The 15,510-nt window shown below is 67.8% G+C and carries 16 protein-coding genes; 5 read left to right on the forward strand and 11 right to left on the reverse strand.

All coding sequences use genetic code 11. The features are described 5' to 3' along the window. Window positions 1–7: 7 nt before the first annotated feature. Window positions 8–961, reverse strand: coding sequence for a UDP-glucose 4-epimerase GalE (gene galE, locus AB0E63_RS10000; protein ID WP_360363788.1), 954 nt, complete (start codon window positions 959–961; stop codon window positions 8–10). 65 nt (window positions 962–1,026) lie between these two features. Between galE and AB0E63_RS10005 the strand changes: the two genes are divergently transcribed. Then, a complete protein-coding gene (locus tag AB0E63_RS10005) occupies window positions 1,027–1,764 on the forward strand; it encodes a phosphocholine cytidylyltransferase family protein (RefSeq protein WP_360363790.1) in 738 nt (245 codons plus the stop codon). Beyond that, the gene (locus tag AB0E63_RS10010) at window positions 1,752–2,837 is read left to right on the forward strand and encodes an iron-containing alcohol dehydrogenase family protein (protein ID WP_360363792.1); all 1,086 of its coding nucleotides are present in this window, start codon (window positions 1,752–1,754) and stop codon (window positions 2,835–2,837) included. The genes AB0E63_RS10005 and AB0E63_RS10010 overlap by 13 nt, the downstream gene beginning before the upstream one ends. 120 nt (window positions 2,838–2,957) lie before the next feature. Here AB0E63_RS10010 and AB0E63_RS10015 read toward each other — a convergent pair whose 3' ends face one another. From AB0E63_RS10015 to AB0E63_RS10025, 3 genes are all read right to left on the reverse strand, one after another. Continuing rightward, entirely contained in the window at window positions 2,958–3,182 is a 225-nt protein-coding gene (locus tag AB0E63_RS10015; protein WP_360363794.1) for a hypothetical protein, read from the reverse strand. Between the two features lie 3 nt (window positions 3,183–3,185). Continuing rightward, a complete protein-coding gene (locus AB0E63_RS10020) occupies window positions 3,186–5,273 on the reverse strand; it encodes a spermidine synthase (protein ID WP_360363796.1) in 2,088 nt (695 codons plus the stop codon). A 63-nt stretch (window positions 5,274–5,336) separates the two neighbouring features. Further along, window positions 5,337–6,185 (reverse strand): serine protease, encoded by an 849-nt coding sequence (locus tag AB0E63_RS10025; protein ID WP_360363798.1) that lies wholly within the window; start codon window positions 6,183–6,185, stop codon window positions 5,337–5,339. 267 nt (window positions 6,186–6,452) lie between these two features. Here AB0E63_RS10025 and AB0E63_RS10030 point away from each other — a divergent pair, with 267 nt between their 5' ends. After that, a complete protein-coding gene (locus AB0E63_RS10030; protein WP_360363800.1) occupies window positions 6,453–7,934 on the forward strand; it encodes an LCP family protein in 1,482 nt (493 codons plus the stop codon). A 7-nt stretch (window positions 7,935–7,941) separates the two neighbouring features. Continuing rightward, window positions 7,942–8,940, forward strand: coding sequence for a glycosyltransferase family 2 protein (locus AB0E63_RS10035; RefSeq protein WP_360363945.1), 999 nt, complete (start codon window positions 7,942–7,944; stop codon window positions 8,938–8,940). 38 nt (window positions 8,941–8,978) lie between these two features. Here AB0E63_RS10035 and AB0E63_RS10040 read toward each other — a convergent pair whose 3' ends face one another. From AB0E63_RS10040 to AB0E63_RS10065, 6 genes are all read right to left on the reverse strand, one after another. Further along, the gene (locus tag AB0E63_RS10040; protein WP_360363802.1) at window positions 8,979–9,737 is read right to left on the reverse strand and encodes an ABC transporter ATP-binding protein; all 759 of its coding nucleotides are present in this window, start codon (window positions 9,735–9,737) and stop codon (window positions 8,979–8,981) included. Beyond that, window positions 9,724–10,605 (reverse strand): ABC transporter permease, encoded by an 882-nt coding sequence (locus AB0E63_RS10045; RefSeq protein ID WP_360363804.1) that lies wholly within the window; start codon window positions 10,603–10,605, stop codon window positions 9,724–9,726. Before AB0E63_RS10045 ends, AB0E63_RS10040 begins: the two co-directional genes overlap by 14 nt. A gap of 183 nt (window positions 10,606–10,788) precedes the next feature. Beyond that, entirely contained in the window at window positions 10,789–11,490 is a 702-nt protein-coding gene (locus tag AB0E63_RS10050) for a tyrosine-protein phosphatase (protein ID WP_360363805.1), read from the reverse strand. A 4-nt stretch (window positions 11,491–11,494) separates the two neighbouring features. Continuing rightward, the gene (locus tag AB0E63_RS10055) at window positions 11,495–12,367 is read right to left on the reverse strand and encodes a hypothetical protein (protein ID WP_360363807.1); all 873 of its coding nucleotides are present in this window, start codon (window positions 12,365–12,367) and stop codon (window positions 11,495–11,497) included. A gap of 102 nt (window positions 12,368–12,469) precedes the next feature. After that, the gene (locus AB0E63_RS10060) at window positions 12,470–12,793 is read right to left on the reverse strand and encodes an AzlD domain-containing protein (protein ID WP_360363809.1); all 324 of its coding nucleotides are present in this window, start codon (window positions 12,791–12,793) and stop codon (window positions 12,470–12,472) included. Beyond that, complete coding sequence (locus tag AB0E63_RS10065; protein ID WP_360363811.1) at window positions 12,790–13,476, reverse strand: AzlC family ABC transporter permease; 687 nt, start codon at window positions 13,474–13,476, stop codon at window positions 12,790–12,792. Before AB0E63_RS10065 ends, AB0E63_RS10060 begins: the two co-directional genes overlap by 4 nt. 54 nt (window positions 13,477–13,530) lie before the next feature. On the opposite strand from AB0E63_RS10065, the gene AB0E63_RS10070 reads away from it, so the two are divergent. Continuing rightward, window positions 13,531–14,100, forward strand: a complete 570-nt coding sequence (locus AB0E63_RS10070; RefSeq protein WP_360363813.1) for an XRE family transcriptional regulator — start codon at window positions 13,531–13,533, stop codon at window positions 14,098–14,100. Between the two features lie 437 nt (window positions 14,101–14,537). Here the strand turns inward: AB0E63_RS10070 and AB0E63_RS10075 are convergent, their stop codons facing one another. Continuing rightward, window positions 14,538–15,368: an SAM-dependent methyltransferase gene (locus AB0E63_RS10075; RefSeq protein WP_360363815.1), complete on the reverse strand. Its 831-nt coding sequence runs from the start codon at window positions 15,366–15,368 to the stop codon at window positions 14,538–14,540. Window positions 15,369–15,510 lie beyond the last annotated feature (142 nt).

Below are 15,510 nucleotides of genomic sequence, written 5' to 3' on the forward strand. Positions count from 1 at the left end.
CCACGATTCAGCTCTTCGGCCAGGCCTCCCACGCGGTCGCGAACATGTCGTCGACCGAGTAGGTGTTCTTCCAGTCGAGATCGCGGGCGGCCAGTTGACCGTCGGCGACGACGCGTGACGGGTCACCGGGGCGGCGCGGACCCTCGGTCGGGGTGAAGTCGATCCCGGTGACGCGGCGGGCGGCGTCCATGATCTCGCGGACCGAGGTGCCGGTGCCGCTGCCCAGGTTGTAGACCCGCTCCAGGGTCTTGCCGGCGTCCAGGGCGCGGGCGGCGGCCACGTGCGCGCGAGCCAGGTCGGCAACGTGGACGTAGTCCTTGACCGAGGTGCCGTCCGGCGTCGGGTGATCGTTGCCGTAGATCTGCGGCACCTTGCCCTGGGTGAGCAGGTCGCACACGATCGGGAACAGGTTGTACGGGCTGGCGTCGTACACCTTCGGGTCGCCGGAGCCGACCACGTTGAAGTAGCGCAGCGAGGTGTGGCGCAGGTCGGTGGCGGCGGCCTGGTCCCGGAGCAGCCACTCCCCGACCAGCTTCGACTCGCCGTACGGGCTCTGCGGATCCGGTGCCGTCTGCTCGGTCACCAGCTCGTCCTTCGGGGTGCCGTAAACGCCCGCGCTGGAGGAGAACACGATGTTGCGGATCTCCTGCTCCGCCATCGCCTCCAGCAGCGACACCATCCCGGTCACGTTCTGGGTGTACGTGTGCAGCGGCCGGTCCACCGAGACACCGGCGTACTTGAACCCGGCCAGGTGCACGACCCCGCTGACCCCGTCCAGCGCGCTGCGCACCGCCGTGCCGTCGAGCAGGTTCGCCTGCACGAACGGCACCCCGTCCGGCACGAACTCGGCCTTCCCACTCGACAGGTCATCGATCACCACAACATCGATCCCATCGGCCAGGAACGCCCGCACCACATGCGCCCCGATATACCCAGCACCACCAGTCACAAGCCACGTCATGACCTGATGGTGCCACCACCTCGCAAACCAGCGCGCTCAGACGGGCCGAACTCGTACCATGGGTCATGATCGGCCTCGTTCTCGCCGCCGGCGCGGGTCGCCGGCTCCGCCCGTACACGGACACGTTGCCCAAGGCATTGGTCCCGATCGGCCCGGAAACCACCGTGCTCGACCTGATCCTGGCCAACTACGCGTCGGTCGGCGTCACCGATGTCGGCATAGTCGTCGGGTACGCCGCTGATGCGGTCGCGGCCCGCGTCAAAGGGTTCGAGCAGCGGCACGGCGTCAGCCTCGAACTGATCCACAACGACAAGGCCGAGACCTGGAACAACGCCTACTCGCTGTGGTGCGCCCGCGACCACCTGAAATCCGGCGCGCTGCTGGCCAACGGCGACACCGTGCACCCGGCCTCGGTCCAGCAGACCCTGCTCGACGCCCGTGGTGGCGGTCGGCGGATCATCCTGGCCCTCGACACCGAGAAGAAGCTGGCCGAGGAGGAGATGAAGGTGATCTGGTCCGAGGACAACGGCGTCGAGCGGATCACCAAGCTGATGGACCCAGGCGCCGCCACCGGTGAGTTCATCGGCGTCTGCGTGATCGAGCCGGACGTGGCGACCGACCTCGCCACCGCACTCCAGGAGACCTGGGAAGACGATCCGCAGCTCTACTACGAAGATGCGTACCAAGTCCTTGTGGACCAGGGATTCCGGATCGACGTGGCTCCGATCGGCACGGTCGACTGGGTCGAGATCGACAACCACGCAGACCTGACCCGGGCGCGGGAGATCGTATGCCGCTCTTAGCCCGGATGATCCCGGCACCGCTCGTTGTGGACGTGCGGCGGGGAGCCCTGTGCGAGTTGGCGAAGATCCTGGCCGACCAGCGGATCTCGCCCTCCGGCCGGGTGGCGATCGCGGTCGGGCCGACCCATGGTCCGGTCGTCCGGGAGACCTTCCAGGCCGGGCTCGCGGGCGCGGACTGGTTCACCGTGGACGGCTGCACGATCAACGCCGCGATCAGGCTGGTCGAGCAGATCCGCCCGCGGCAGTACGACGCGATCGTCGGGATCGGCGGTGGCACGGTGCTGGACGTGACCAAGTTCGCCGCGGCCCGGCTCGGGTTGCCGATGGTCGCGGTGGCCACGAACCTCGCGCACGACGGCATCGCCTCACCAATCAGCACGCTGGACAACGACGCCGGTCGCGGTTCGTACAGCGTTCCCGCGCCGATCGCCGTGCTGGTGGACCTCGACCTGATCGGCCAAGCACCACCTCGATCGGTCCGCAGCGGCATCGGCGACATCGTCTCGAACCTGTCCGCGACCGCTGACTGGGAGGCCGCACACCGGTTGCGCGGGGAGGCGATCGATGGTTTCGCGGTCTCGCTGGCCCGGACCGCCGCACAAGCGGTGATGGATCATCGCGGCGGGGTCGGTGACGACGCGTTCCTCACCACTCTGGCCGAGGGCCTGGTGCTGTCCGGGATGGCGATGGTGGTGGCGGGCAACTCGCGGCCGGCCTCCGGGGCCTGCCACGAGATCTCCCACGCCATCGATCTGCGCTATCCGGGCCGACGGGCCTTCCACGGTGAGCAAGTCGGCCTGGGAGCAGCTTTCGCGTGGTTCCTGCGCGGCGACGCGGACCACTTCAACGCGACCGTCGACTGCCTGTATCGCCATGGGCTCCCGGTACGACCCGCAGACCTCGGTTTCAGCCTGGACGAGTTCGCCGAGATCGTGTGCTACGCCCCGCTGACCCGCCCGGGCCGCTTCACCGTTCTCGAGGAGTCGGCCCTCACCCCCGAACGGACCGCGGCCAAAGTGGCCGAGTTCGACGAAAACGTCCGCGCCCGGACCCAGGAGATCGCCCGGGACTGACCGGTCTGGACCTTTCGGCGGAGCTCTTCAGCACCTCGAACGTGCGCCCGTCGGACAACTGCCGTGTCTGGTACGTATCGCCGTCCACCGTGGTCCGCGTGATCGGGTGGTTGCTGCCTGCTACGAAACGGTTGTCGGCCAGGACCACCACGCCACCCGGCTCGATCCGATCCACCAGCGCCTCGGCAAATCGTCGTACGTCGGCCCGCGGCACATGTGACCAGAAGAAGCCGGCGGTGGCAGGAGGGCCCGCAGCCGCGCCAGGTCCTCCTGCCGCTCCGGCTTCGCGTACACCGCGTCGTACTCCGTCGCACGGTCGCGGTAGTAGTCAGCCAGGTCGCTCATCGGTTAGCTCCGTACCACCTGGCGGATTTTGGGGGTGAGGATGAAGGCGCCGGCGTAGAGCAGGGCGGCGATGATCAGGAGGCCGTCGAAGCCGATGATCAGCGCGGCGTACTCGAGGCAGCCGCCGAGCATCGCGCCGAGCAGGTTGGCGCCGAAGGACGCGGTGCCGTCCGCGGTGTCGGTGAAGCGCTTGGCGAAGATGACGTTCGCGGCGAAGATCGGCAGGAACGCGATCAGCACCGCAACCAGGGCCCGCAACCCCAGCGGCATCGAGAGCAGCCACTCGTCGGGGAAGATCCACGCCAGCGCGAGCCCGCCGAACAGAATGGCGTACATGATCTTCACCGGTGGCGTCTTGAACTTCCTGGTCACTTCGACCGCGGCCAGGACCGCCACCAGCACCCCGGCGAACACGATCGCGTTCACCACCCACGTCGTACCGAACAACAGCGCGAACCCGGTAATGCTCTTGGTCTCCAGCAGCATGAAGCCGGCGCCGAGCAGGAACAGGTCCGCGTACGGGCGCATCCGCCGGTACGACGATCCGCCGCCGGCGATCCCGACCCCGATCAGACCGGCGAGCATGACCAGGCCGAGCGTCACCAGGTACAGCGACGGGATCCGGTCGGTGAACAGGTACAGGAACGGCCGGTTGTCGGTCGCGGGCGGCGGCGTGATGGAGGTCGTCCCGGCCCACTCGTTCTGACAGCTCTGGTCCTGCTCGGTGAGACCGACCGTGACCACCGCCTGCTGCAGGTCGTCGCCGACCTTGTCCACGCACGGCTTGTGCCCGAACGCCGACTGCGCGGTCGACGCCAGCCGGTCGATCAGCCAGGTCTCGCGGTAGTAGTTGTACATCGCGAACGCGCCACCCGGATTGAGGTGATCGCGAGCGGACTTGAACGCCTCCTCGGTGAACAGGTAGCTCTCCAGCCGCAGCGAGCTAGCACCGTTCACCAGCGTCAGCGAGTCCGGCAGCGCCAGCAGGATCAGGTCGTACTTCTTGTCGGTCCGGGACAGGAACGCCCGTCCGTCGTCGATGTGCGACGAGACCCGCGGGTCCTGGTACGGCCTGTCCGGGTGCAGCGCCTTGCCGAGGTCACGGATCCGCGGGTCGATCTCGACCGCGTCCACGTGCGTCGCGCCCTTCTTCAACGCGATCGCCACGTCCGACCCCGACCCGGCGCCGATGATCAGCACGTTCTTGGGCGCCTTGCCGACGTTGGCCCGCTCGTACGGGAGGCCGTACTGCGGCTCCCACTGCAACCGTGCGTCCGCCGGGATCGCCTGCTGGTGCGGTACGCCGTTCACCGTGATCGTCAGCAGCGGCACGTTCTCCCACGTGTACTGCTTGGTCTGCACCTTGTAGTACGGCGACCAACTGTTCTCCGGCCGCGTCGACTCATGGAAGAGCACACCCAGCATCACCAGCAACGGCGACAGTACGAACGCGGCACTCAACCCGGTGGCAACGGCACGGCGACCGGTTCCGGGAGACCGCGGAATCATCAGGGCACCGAACATGACCGTGACGACCAGGCCCCACCAGATCGGCGGCGCGCCCAGGAACGACAACCCGGTGAAGCCAACGATCCCGATCAGGCTGCCGATCAGGTCGAACCGGTACGCCGTCAGTCGTGGCAACTCGGCGAAACACCGGCCGACGAGCTCGGCGGGACCGGCCAGCACCACCGCGGCCGCGATGAAGATGATCGGCAGGATCACCCACACGGGCGGGCCGGTGGTGTTCAGGCTGGTGAAGTAGATGACGCTCGACGAACTGCCGCGGTTCACCGTCACCGGCTTCCACGCGATCACCAGGACCAGCAGCCCGAGCATGATCGGTGAGTAGTACGGCAACCGCTTCGCCTTGCCGGACCGGAGGATGCCGATTCCGATACCGAGGAACGAACCGAGCAGCACGAAGTTCGAGAAGTAGCTGAGATGGACCACGTTCGAGCCGGTCCAGCGGATCAGCGCAAGCTCGGTGAAGAGCATCAGCGCACTGGACGCGACCAAGCGGGTCCGGACCCCGAGGGGACTCGGCCACCTCGACGTACTGACCTGGTCAGTGGAGGAGTCGACAGCCATGCGGGGCGACGTTACCGGATTTCCCAGTGGTGTGCGTCACCCCGCACCCGTCGTGACGCAGCGTCAGTGACGCGCGGCCGGCTTCGGGAGCTGGCACCCCGACTTGTTCAGGTCGATGGCGCGGGTCGCGGTCAGGCAGGTGTAGAGCCACCAGGTCTGCTGACCGTACGCCGCGCCCTGCTCGACTGTGATGTTGCCATCGGCGTCGACCTCGCACGGGTTGTTCACCGTGCAGCGCTCGCCGTCCTCGTTACCGGTGTTGTTCACGCCGATCACCTCACCGGTCGAGGTGCTGACCACCGGGGATCCCGACGTACCGCCGATCGTCTCGCAGCCGGGCTGCTGGTACTTGATCGAGCTCTGCCAGGTCCAGTCACCCTCGCGCAACTGCGGGATGGTCGCCTGCACCGAGCACGTGTAGATGCGCTTCCAGTAGCCGGACACGACCGCCATCCCGGCGCCGTTCGCCGGGCCCTGCTTGGCCAGCGTGAGCGGCGAGACGTTGAGACGGCTCTTGATCGAGGCGTAGCTCTCGTTCACCTGGTAGACGATCATGTCGGTCTTGGTCATCGTGCCGAAGAGGATCCGGCTCGCGCGGACGGTGCCGGCCCGGCTGGAGTCCGGCTTGAGCAGCGTGATCGACCGGGACGACGCACGGTTCACCAGCACCTGACCGGGCTGCAGGAACCCGCCTTCGTAGCAGTGCCCGTTGGTGAGTACGAGCGCCTTGTCGGTGCTGACGGATTCGGCGTACCGGACCAGGGACGCGGAGCAGTTGCTGAGCGCGGCGATCCCGGTGAAGTCGGCGCCAGGCGCCCGTACGGCGGGTTCGAAGGCTTGGGCCGACGTACTGCCGACCAGCGTGGTGGCGACGACCGCGGTAGCGGCCAGAAGTGTACGGAACAGTTTCATGGGCGGTTTCCTGTTCTCACTGATTGTATTTGGAAGACTTCGTAACGCATGCACCTGCCGGTCACCATCACAGCCGTATGAAGGCGGGTATACGCACGGGTTTTCCTGCGCTGCGTGAGAGGACTGCTACTCTTCGTCTCCGGGTCCGCCTCTGCTCGAACCATCGGCTCATCCGGCACGTCGTACCGGAGAGGGTGGGGACGACAAGGTACGGTCGACTGCAGTATCGGCCCGCCGTGCCGCGTGATCAGAGAACGGAAGGACGTCATGCCGCAGGAGAAACCTGACCTGCGCAATCTCGGCGAGCCGGTGCGGTTCAAGCGGGCCTTGACGCTGGTCCTGATGACACTGGTGCTGCCCGGATCGGCGCAGATCGTGGCCGGCAGCAAGCGAGCCGGTCGCTGGGCCTGGCGCATCGTCGCCGGGCTGATCGCGATCGTCGTCTTCCTGGTGCTGCTGGGGCTGGTGTGGCGCTCCGGCACGATCAACCTGATGGCCAGGCCGGGCACCCTGCGGATCGTCCAGGTGCTGCTGATCCTGCTCGCGATCGGCTGGGCCGCGCTGTTCGTCGACGCGTACCGGCTCGGCCAGCCGCTGACGCTGGAGCGCAACCACCGGCTCATCACCAGCATCCTGGACGGTGTCCTGGTGTTCGCGGTGGTCGGTGCGCTCATCTACGGCAGCGTGATCGTGAACACCCAGCGCGACTTCGTCGCCAGCGTGTTCGGCAGCGGGCAGAAGTCGAAGGCCGAGAAGGGCCGCTACAACGTGCTGCTGATGGGCGGCGACTCCGGCGCGGACCGGATCGGCACCCGCCCGGACAGCATGACCGTGGCCAGCATCGACGCGGACACCGGCCGGACCGTCCTGATCGGCCTGCCGCGGAACCTGGCCAAGGTGCCGTTCCCGGCCGGCACGGCGATGGCCAAGCAGTTCCCGGACGGATTCACGTGGAAGAACTGCGGCGCCGAGTGCCTGCTGAACGCCGTCTATACGTACGCCGCCGACCACAAGAACCTCTTCCCCGGCGACCCGAACCCCGGTGAGACCGCGACCACGCAGGCGATCGAGGCGGTCACCGGGCTGAAGATCAACTACTTCGTGCTGATCGACCTGGCCGGATTCCGGGACCTGCTCAACGCGGTCGGCGGGATCACCCTGGACATCGGCAAGCGGGTCCCGATCGGCGGCGGCAGCTCGCCGATCAAGGGCTACATCGAGGCCGGCAAGAACCAGCACTTGGACGGTTACCACGCACTCTGGTTCGCGCGGTCCCGGGCCGAGTCGTCGGACTACGAGCGGATGGCCCGGCAGAAGTGCGTGATGTCGGCGATGCTGAACCAGCTGTCGCCGTCGACCGTGCTGACCAAGTTCCAGGGCATCGCCTCGGCCAGCAAACAGGTGGTCAAGACCAGCATTCCGGCCAGTGAGCTGGGCACTTTCACCGATCTCGCGCTGGACGCGAAGAAGCTGCCGGTGTCAAGCTTCTCCGCGGTCCCGCCGTTGATCCACACCGGCGATCCCGACTTCGCGCTGATCAGAACCAAGGTCGCCGAGACCATCGCGAAGTCGGAAGCGCTGGACAAGGCGGGCTCGGGGGGAGACGGTAAGACTCCGAACACTCCGCGTAGCACCACCAGCAAGCCGACCACCAGTACGACGAAGAAGCCGAGCACACCGAAACCCGGCAGCTCGACCACCACACCCGCCACCGGCGTCGACGACGTCGCTTCGATCTGTAAGGCCTGATATGCCGCTGTCCCACTGGCCGCCCGTGTCCGTCGTGATGCCCGTGCTGAACGAGGAACGCCACCTCGAGGAAGCGGTCGGCCGCGTCCTCGACCAGGACTACCCCGGCGAGCTGGAGGTCGTGCTCGCCATCGGCCCGAGCAAGGACCGGACCCAGGAGATCGCGGACAAGCTGGCCGACCGCGACCCGCGGATCAGCATCGTGCCGAACCCGACCGGCAAGACGCCGGCCGCGCTGAACGTCGGCATCGCGCATGCCAAGCACGACATCCTGGTCCGGGTCGACGGGCACGGTGCCCTCACCGACGGCTACATCACCCGCGCGGTCGAGGTGCTCGACGAGAGCGGCGCGGACAACGTCGGCGGCGTGATGGCGGCCGAGGGCCGGACGCCGACCGAGATGGCGGTCGCCTGCGCCTACCGGTCCCGGCTGGGCCTGGGTGCGTCGGCGTTCCACCAAGGCGGCAAGGCCGGGCCGGCCGACACCGTCTACCTGGGCGTGTTCCGGCGGGCCGCGCTCGAACGAGTCGGCGGGTTCGACGAGACCATGCACCGGGCCCAGGACTGGGAGCTGAACTACCGGATCCGCAAGACCGGTGGCCTGATCTGGTTCACTCCCGACCTGTCCGTCACCTACCGGCCGCGCTCGTCGCTGTCGGCGGTCGCGAAGCAGTTCTTCCACACCGGCCAGTGGCGCCGCGAGGTGATCCGCCGGCACCCCGAGACGGCGAACAAGCGTTACCTGGCGCCGCCGGTCGCGGTGATCCTGCTCGCGGTCGGCACCATCCTCGGCATCATCGGCCTGGCCACCGGCAGCAGCTGGCTCGACCTCGGCTTCCTGGCTCCGCTCGGGTACGCCGTACTCCTGCTGGCCGGCTCCGCGTTCGAAGGCCGCTACCTGCCGTGGAAGGCCCTGATCTGGATGCCCCTGGTCTGCGCCACCATGCACGTCTCCTGGGGCCTCGGCTTCCTCCTAGGCCTCAAAGAAGACCCGAAAGCCGTCTGACCCACCCCACCACCAACCACCCCACCGCGGGGCGGGAGCTACGCCCGGGTGGCGGATTTGGTGTAGGCGGCTACTACTTCTTCGACGGGGCCGTCCTGGCGGAGTACGCCGGCGTCCAGCCAGAGGGCTCGGTTGCAGGTGTCGAGGACGACCTCGAGGCTGTGGCTGACCAGGAACACCGTGCCGGCCTGGTCGCGCAGTTCGCGGATCTTGCGTTCGGACCGGACCCGGAACTCGGCGTCACCGGTCGCCAGCGCCTCGTCAACGAGCAGGATGTCATGCGTCTTCGCCGACGCGATCGCGAACTTCAGCCGCGCCGCCATCCCGGTCGAGTACGTCGACATCGGCAGGTCGATGAAGTCGCCGATCCCGGAGAACTCGACGATCTCGTCGTACCGCTGCTCGATCTCGGCCGACGACATGCCCATCGCGAGACACCCCAGGACGACGTTCCGGTCGCCGGTGAGGTCGTTCATCATCGCAGCGTTGACGCCGAGCAGCGACGGCCGCCCGCCGGTGTAGACCACGCCGGACGCGGGTGGCAGCAGCCCGGCGATCGCACGCAACAGCGTCGACTTGCCGGAGCCGTTGCGGCCGATCACGCCGATCGCATCGCCCTTGTAGGCAGTGAAACTGACGTCCCTGACCGCATGCACCTCGCGGATCGTCGGCCGGTCCTGGTGCTTCAGGATCCGCCGGAACGCGGTCGCCGCCGTGCCCTTGCCGCCCTGGCCCGCGATCACCTTGTAGATGATGTCGAGGTGGTCCGCGATGACCGTTGGCTCAGCCTCGCCCATAGCGATCCTCCGCACGCCAGAAGTACACGAACCCCGCGGCGAGCATCACGAACGACCAGACGATCGCGATCGTCCACGCATGCGGCAGCTGGTTGCGCTCGTGCTCGTCGAGCAGCGCGCGCCGCACGATGTCGATGTACGCCGAGATCGGGTTGAACGCGAGGACCTGGACCACCCAGCCCGGTGCGTCGATCTGGGCCAGCTTGGCCGGCAGCGAGAAGAAGATCCCGGACGCGTACAGCCAGGTCCGCGTGATGAACGGCAGCAGCTGACTGACGTCCGACACGAACGTCCCGATCCGCGCGAAGACCAGCGTGATCCCGACGTTGAACATGACCTGCAGGAACAGTGCCGGTACGACGAGCAGCCAGCGCCAGGCGAATCCGTCGGTGAGGCCGACGATCACGAACAGGATGCCCATCGAGACGAGCATCTGGTTCAGCTCGTTCAGCACATAGGCCAGCGGGAGCGTCGCGCGCGGGAAGTGCAGAGTGCGGATCAGCGACAGGTTCAGCGCCAGTGAGCGGGAGCCTTCGGTCATGCAACGCTGCGTGAACGTGAAGACGAAGATCCCGCTGAGCAAGAACGCGACGTAGTTGTCGATGCCGTTCTTGGTACCGAGCAGGACACCGAAGGCGAGGTAGTAGACCGCGGCGTTGAGCAGCGGTGTCAGCACCTGCCAGAGCGAGCCGAGGCGGGCTCCGGCGTACATGGCGTAGGTGCGGGCAGTGGCGTAGCTGAGGACGAACTGGCGACGGCTCCACAGCTCGCGCAGATACGAGCCGAGCGAGGGGCGGATCGAGCTTTTGGAGAGTCCGAAGCGTTCGGCCAGTGCCGCCGGGTCGGTTACCCCGGTCGGCCCGGTCATGAGGCCCCCGACCTGGACTGAGGAACGCAGGGAGCGAAGCGACTGGAGTGACGAGGGAAGGCCGGGAACCAAGGCCCCATGACCCGCCGCGCCGGAGGGGCGGCATCCAACACTGCGGCGGTCGGCATTGCGCCAATCTACTGCGCTCTGTGACGCGGTCGTGACGGTGGTCGACCTCAGCGGCTAGGCGATCAGCCGGGCGCGCAGGCGGTCGAGATCGTCGGTGGTGAGACCACCGTGCCGCAGGTATGCCTCGGCGCCGCCGTACTTTTCGTCGACATGCCGCAGAATTGCGACCAGCGATTCGGCGCGCGTGTCGCGGAACTCGATCATCTCCGAATGCTTCGAGGTGTCCGGTTCGTCCGCCAATTGTTCGGCCAGCCACCCGGCGAGTCGCACCTGGGTGAGGAAGTAGTCGGCCACGATCTCGTCCTCGGGTACGCCGGCGACGCTGAGCGCGAGCGCCACGACCATGCCGGTGCGGTCCTTGCCGCCGTGACAGTGCACGACCACCGCGCCTTCGGGCTCGTCCGCGATCGCCTTCACCGCGGCCGCGAACAACTCCGGTCGCCGGTCGAGCATCCAGATGCAGGCCGCGACGATCGTCGGCTGGCCGTGATCCGGGTCGGCCGGGTCCTGCAGTGACTGGCGGACGGCGAGCGGGCCGCCGGTGAACGGGGTCGGTGCGCTCTCCACCTCCCAGTCGCCGCGGAGATCCAGGATCCGGCTGACGTTGGAACGCCGTACTGCCTCGACGCCTTCGGGGGTGAGGTACTGCAGGCTCTCCGAACGGATCAGGACGCCTGGGCGGATGGTGCGGCCGTCGGCGGTCGGCAGTCCGCCGACGTCGCGCGCGTTGCGGCAGCCGGGCCAGTCGAGGTCCATGGGGTTACCGATCCTGGGGGCGGTCCGGATTCGGTCCCGGGTTGTACGGCGGAGGCGGCGGGAATGTGTTGCCCGGCGGCGGGTTGTTGCCCTGCTGCGGATTGCTGCCCGGTGGTGGATTGCTGTCCGGCGGTGGGTAGTTCCCCGGCGGCGGATAGCCGCCCGGCGGTGGGTAGTTCCCCGGCGGCGGATAGTTGCCCGGCGGCGGGTAGTTCCCCTGCTGCGGGTAGTTCCCCTGCTGCGGGTAGTTCCCCTGCTGCGGGTAGTTCCCCTGCTGGGGATAGGTGCCGGGCGGGTAGTTGCCGGGGGCACCTGGTGGCTGGGTGGGGAAGGTGTTGCCCGGGCGGTTGCGGCGGCGGTTCTTCACGATGCCGATGACGAGCAGGGTCGCGCCGAGGGCGAGGAAGACGAGGAAGGACCCGATCGCCCCGAAGATCGACAGCACGAACGCGACCACGGACGACCGCGGCCCGACGGCGTACGTCGCGGACGTCTCCTCATCGGCGCAGGAGATGCTGTAGTCCCCCGCCGGGACCGGGTCCACCGACCGGGCGACGACGTACCAGCTCTCGCCGTTGATCGTGATCGTCTCCGATCCACCCGGATCCTCGAGCGGCACGTCAGCCCCCGAGGAGTCCTTCGCCTCGCACGGCGGCGCGGGCACCGGCACGGACGAGTAGATCGTCAGGCCCTCCTTGTCCAGGTGGACCACGCCGTTGTCGATCGACTCCGGCGTCCGCGGTGCCGTCACGACGATCCGCCAGACGAAGAACCCGGTCAGCAGGAGGCCGATCGTGAAGCACGCGATCGCGATCCAGATCAGCGTCTTCTTCGCCGGAGCCGGCGCCGGCACCGGCTGCCCGGGATAGGTGCTCATCCACGTCCTCGCTTCGCTCCGGGCGCGGATGAGACACAACAGGCGCTGCGCTCGATGATGAACTCACTGCGTTCGTTCATGAGAGCACGCTATAGCTTCCGGCTACGGTACGCCGAGCAGTCGCAGGCCGGCCGCGGTCACGGCGGCCGCCACCACGACCAGCACGAACGGGGCTTTACGCCAGGCCAGGACGCCGCCGACCAGCACACCAGCAGGGCGGGCGATCCCGGCCGGACCGTGGCCGTCGGTCAGCGCGGAGGTCGCAACCAGCGCGGTCAGCAGGACGATGGCCGCCGCGGCGAGGAACTGCTGGGCCCGCTCCGGGATCTCGAAGCGGCTGCGCAGCGCCGGACCGGCGAATCGTAGCGAAAAGGTGCCCACGGCAAGGATCAGGATGCCGGCCAGCACGAGCGGGGTGTTGGTCATCGAGACACCTCCAGGGCGGGCTTGTCCGCGCGATAGAACAGCAGGCCCGCCAAGGCGAGCAGCACCGGCAGACCGGCCGGCAGGAAAGGCGTTGCCGCCAACGCGACCACGGTTCCGATCAAGGCCGCCGTACGGGTCGAACGATCGCGCAGCGCCGGCAGGACCAGGGCGAGCAGAACCGCGGGGAAGGCCGCGTCCAGGCCGAACTTGTCGGTGTCGGTGATGACGGAGCCGGCCAGACCGCCGACGACGACGCCGAGGTTCCAGCAGATGAAGATGCCGATGCCGCCCGCCCAGTAGGCGGCGCGCTTCTGCTCGAGCTCCTCCTGGCCCATCGCGAACGCGACGTTCTCGTCGGTCATCACGTGGCTGCCCGGGAAACGCCGCCAGCCACTGCCGATGACGTCACTGACCGCCAGACCGAACGCGACGTGCCGGGTGTTCACCAGCAGACCGGCGATCATCGCGGCGATCGGGCTGCCGCCGGCCGCCACGATCCCGACGAACAGGAACTGCGACGCGCCCGCGAACACCACGATCGAGAGCAGCACCGGCACCCACAGCGGCAGCCCGCCGCCGACGCTGATCGCGCCGTAGGACAGACCGACCACGCCGTCGGCCAGGCAGACCAGGCCGATGTCACGGCCCAGGCCACGGTCGAGTGTTCGCCAGATCGAACGCATGGGCATTATGATGAACAGCACTCCGCCCGTTCGTCAAGCCGAACAACCAGACCGATGGAGCGAACACAGATGGACACCAAGGCACCCCTCGACGTGATCGCCGCGTCGTTGCGCAGACATCGGGCCCGGGCAGGGCTGTCCCTGACCGAGGTGGCCAAACGCGCCGGCGTCGCCAAGTCGACGCTCTCGCAGCTCGAGTCCGGCACCGGCAACCCCAGCGTCGAAACCCTGTGGGCCTTGGCGGTTGCCCTCGACACCCCGTTCGCGGCACTCCTCGACCCACCCCGCCCGAAGGTGCAGCTCATCCGCGCCGGCGAGGGCCCGATCATCTACTCCGACCAGGCCGAATACAGCGCCACCCTGGTCGCATCCAGCCCACCGAACGCCCGTCGCGACATCTACCGCATCGTCGCCTCCCCCGGCCCCGGCCGGAAGTCCGAACCGCACATGCCGGGCGTCGTCGAACACGTCATCCTCGGCTCCGGCCGGGCCCTGGTCGGCCCGGCCGACGACCCGGTCGAACTCAACCCGGGCGACTACATCGCCTATCCCGGCGACCTCCCGCACATCTTCCAGGCCCTTGAGGAAGACACTGCCGCCACGCTCGTTTCCGAGCACGTGTAACGTCAAGCGCTCACCTCTGGACAACGCCGCGGCAAGGCGAACGTCTACTGGGCCAACCAGTTCAGCTTCACCGCCGCCGCTGTCGGCGGGTACACCGGCATCCAGACGCATCGCGACGGGGTCGGCATGTTCATCTACTCCCTGTGGAACTCGACCGCCTGGCGCGTCGGCGACGCCGGCACGTATTGCATTCAGTTCCAGGAGGACGGCACCGGCGGTAGTTGCCGCCTCGACCAGTCGCCGGTCACACCTACGCGTAGCCAGGTGACGGCACCATCCGCGCGAACGGGTTGTGCCTGACCGCACCAGGTGCCCTGGGCAACCAGGTGACTGTTGCCGCATGCAATAACTCGGCGGCCCAGCGCTGGACCACGCCGGCCTGAAACGGGTGCGCCCGGGACCACAGTGGTCCCGGGCGCATCGTCGTACGCGATCGATCAGAGTTTGCGGCCGACGGCTCCGGCGATGCACTCCTCGACCTGGTTGAGGGGCTTGACCCGGGGGCCGTCCGGCCACCAGTCGTCGCAGAGCGCCAGGCCCGGCGGGATCAGCTCCTGGTCGGGGAACAGCTCGAGCAGCTGATCGCGGGTGCGGAAGACGCCACTGCCCATTGGGCTGTGGACGAACTTGTCCTCCATCATCCGGGCGATCTCGGAGTGCTCCGGCGTCTCCGGGTCGAAGAAGTGCGCGACCACCGTGTACGACCCCGGCACCACGGCGTCGACATACTTCTTCATGATCTGCGGACCGTCGTCGCCGACGTAGTGGTGCAGCGTGCCGTTCTGGATGACGGCGATCGGCTGGCTGAAGTCGAGGAAGTCGTTCACCTCGGACAGGCTCAGCACGTCGTCGGGGTCGAAGATGTCCGCGCTGACGAACCGCGTGTTCTCGTTCTCCTCCAGCAGCGCCCGGCCGTGCGCGAGCACCACCGGATCGTTGTCGATGTAGAGAACCTTCGCCTCCGGCTGCAGCCGCTGCACGACCTGGTGGGTGTTCTCCGCGGTCGGCAGCCCGGAACCACAGTCCAGGTACTGCGTGATGCCCGCCTGGCCGGCCAGGAACCGGCAGGCCCGGATCAGGAAGTTCCGGTTCGACCAGGCCAGGTCGTTGACCTGGGGCGCCACGGTGGCGACCTGGCGGAGCACCTCGCGGTCGATCTCGAAGTTGTCCTTGCCGTTCAGGGCGGCGTCGTACACCCGGGCGATACTCGCTCGGGTGGTGTCCACGCCCACCGGGATCGAACTGGGTGCCTTGGTGGCATCGGGCATCAGTGGGCCTCGCAGAGGGTCGGGATGACTGTGGCTCCGACTCTACTGACAGTAGGGGCCGGTGAACACGTCGTGTATGCGCGTCCGGCTGGACGCGTTCACAATCTGTTGTGAAATGATCTACTGCTTGCACAGGGACACA

This window comes from Kribbella sp. NPDC026596 (assembly GCF_040638415.1).
GTDB lineage: Bacteria > Actinomycetota > Actinomycetes > Propionibacteriales > Kribbellaceae > Kribbella.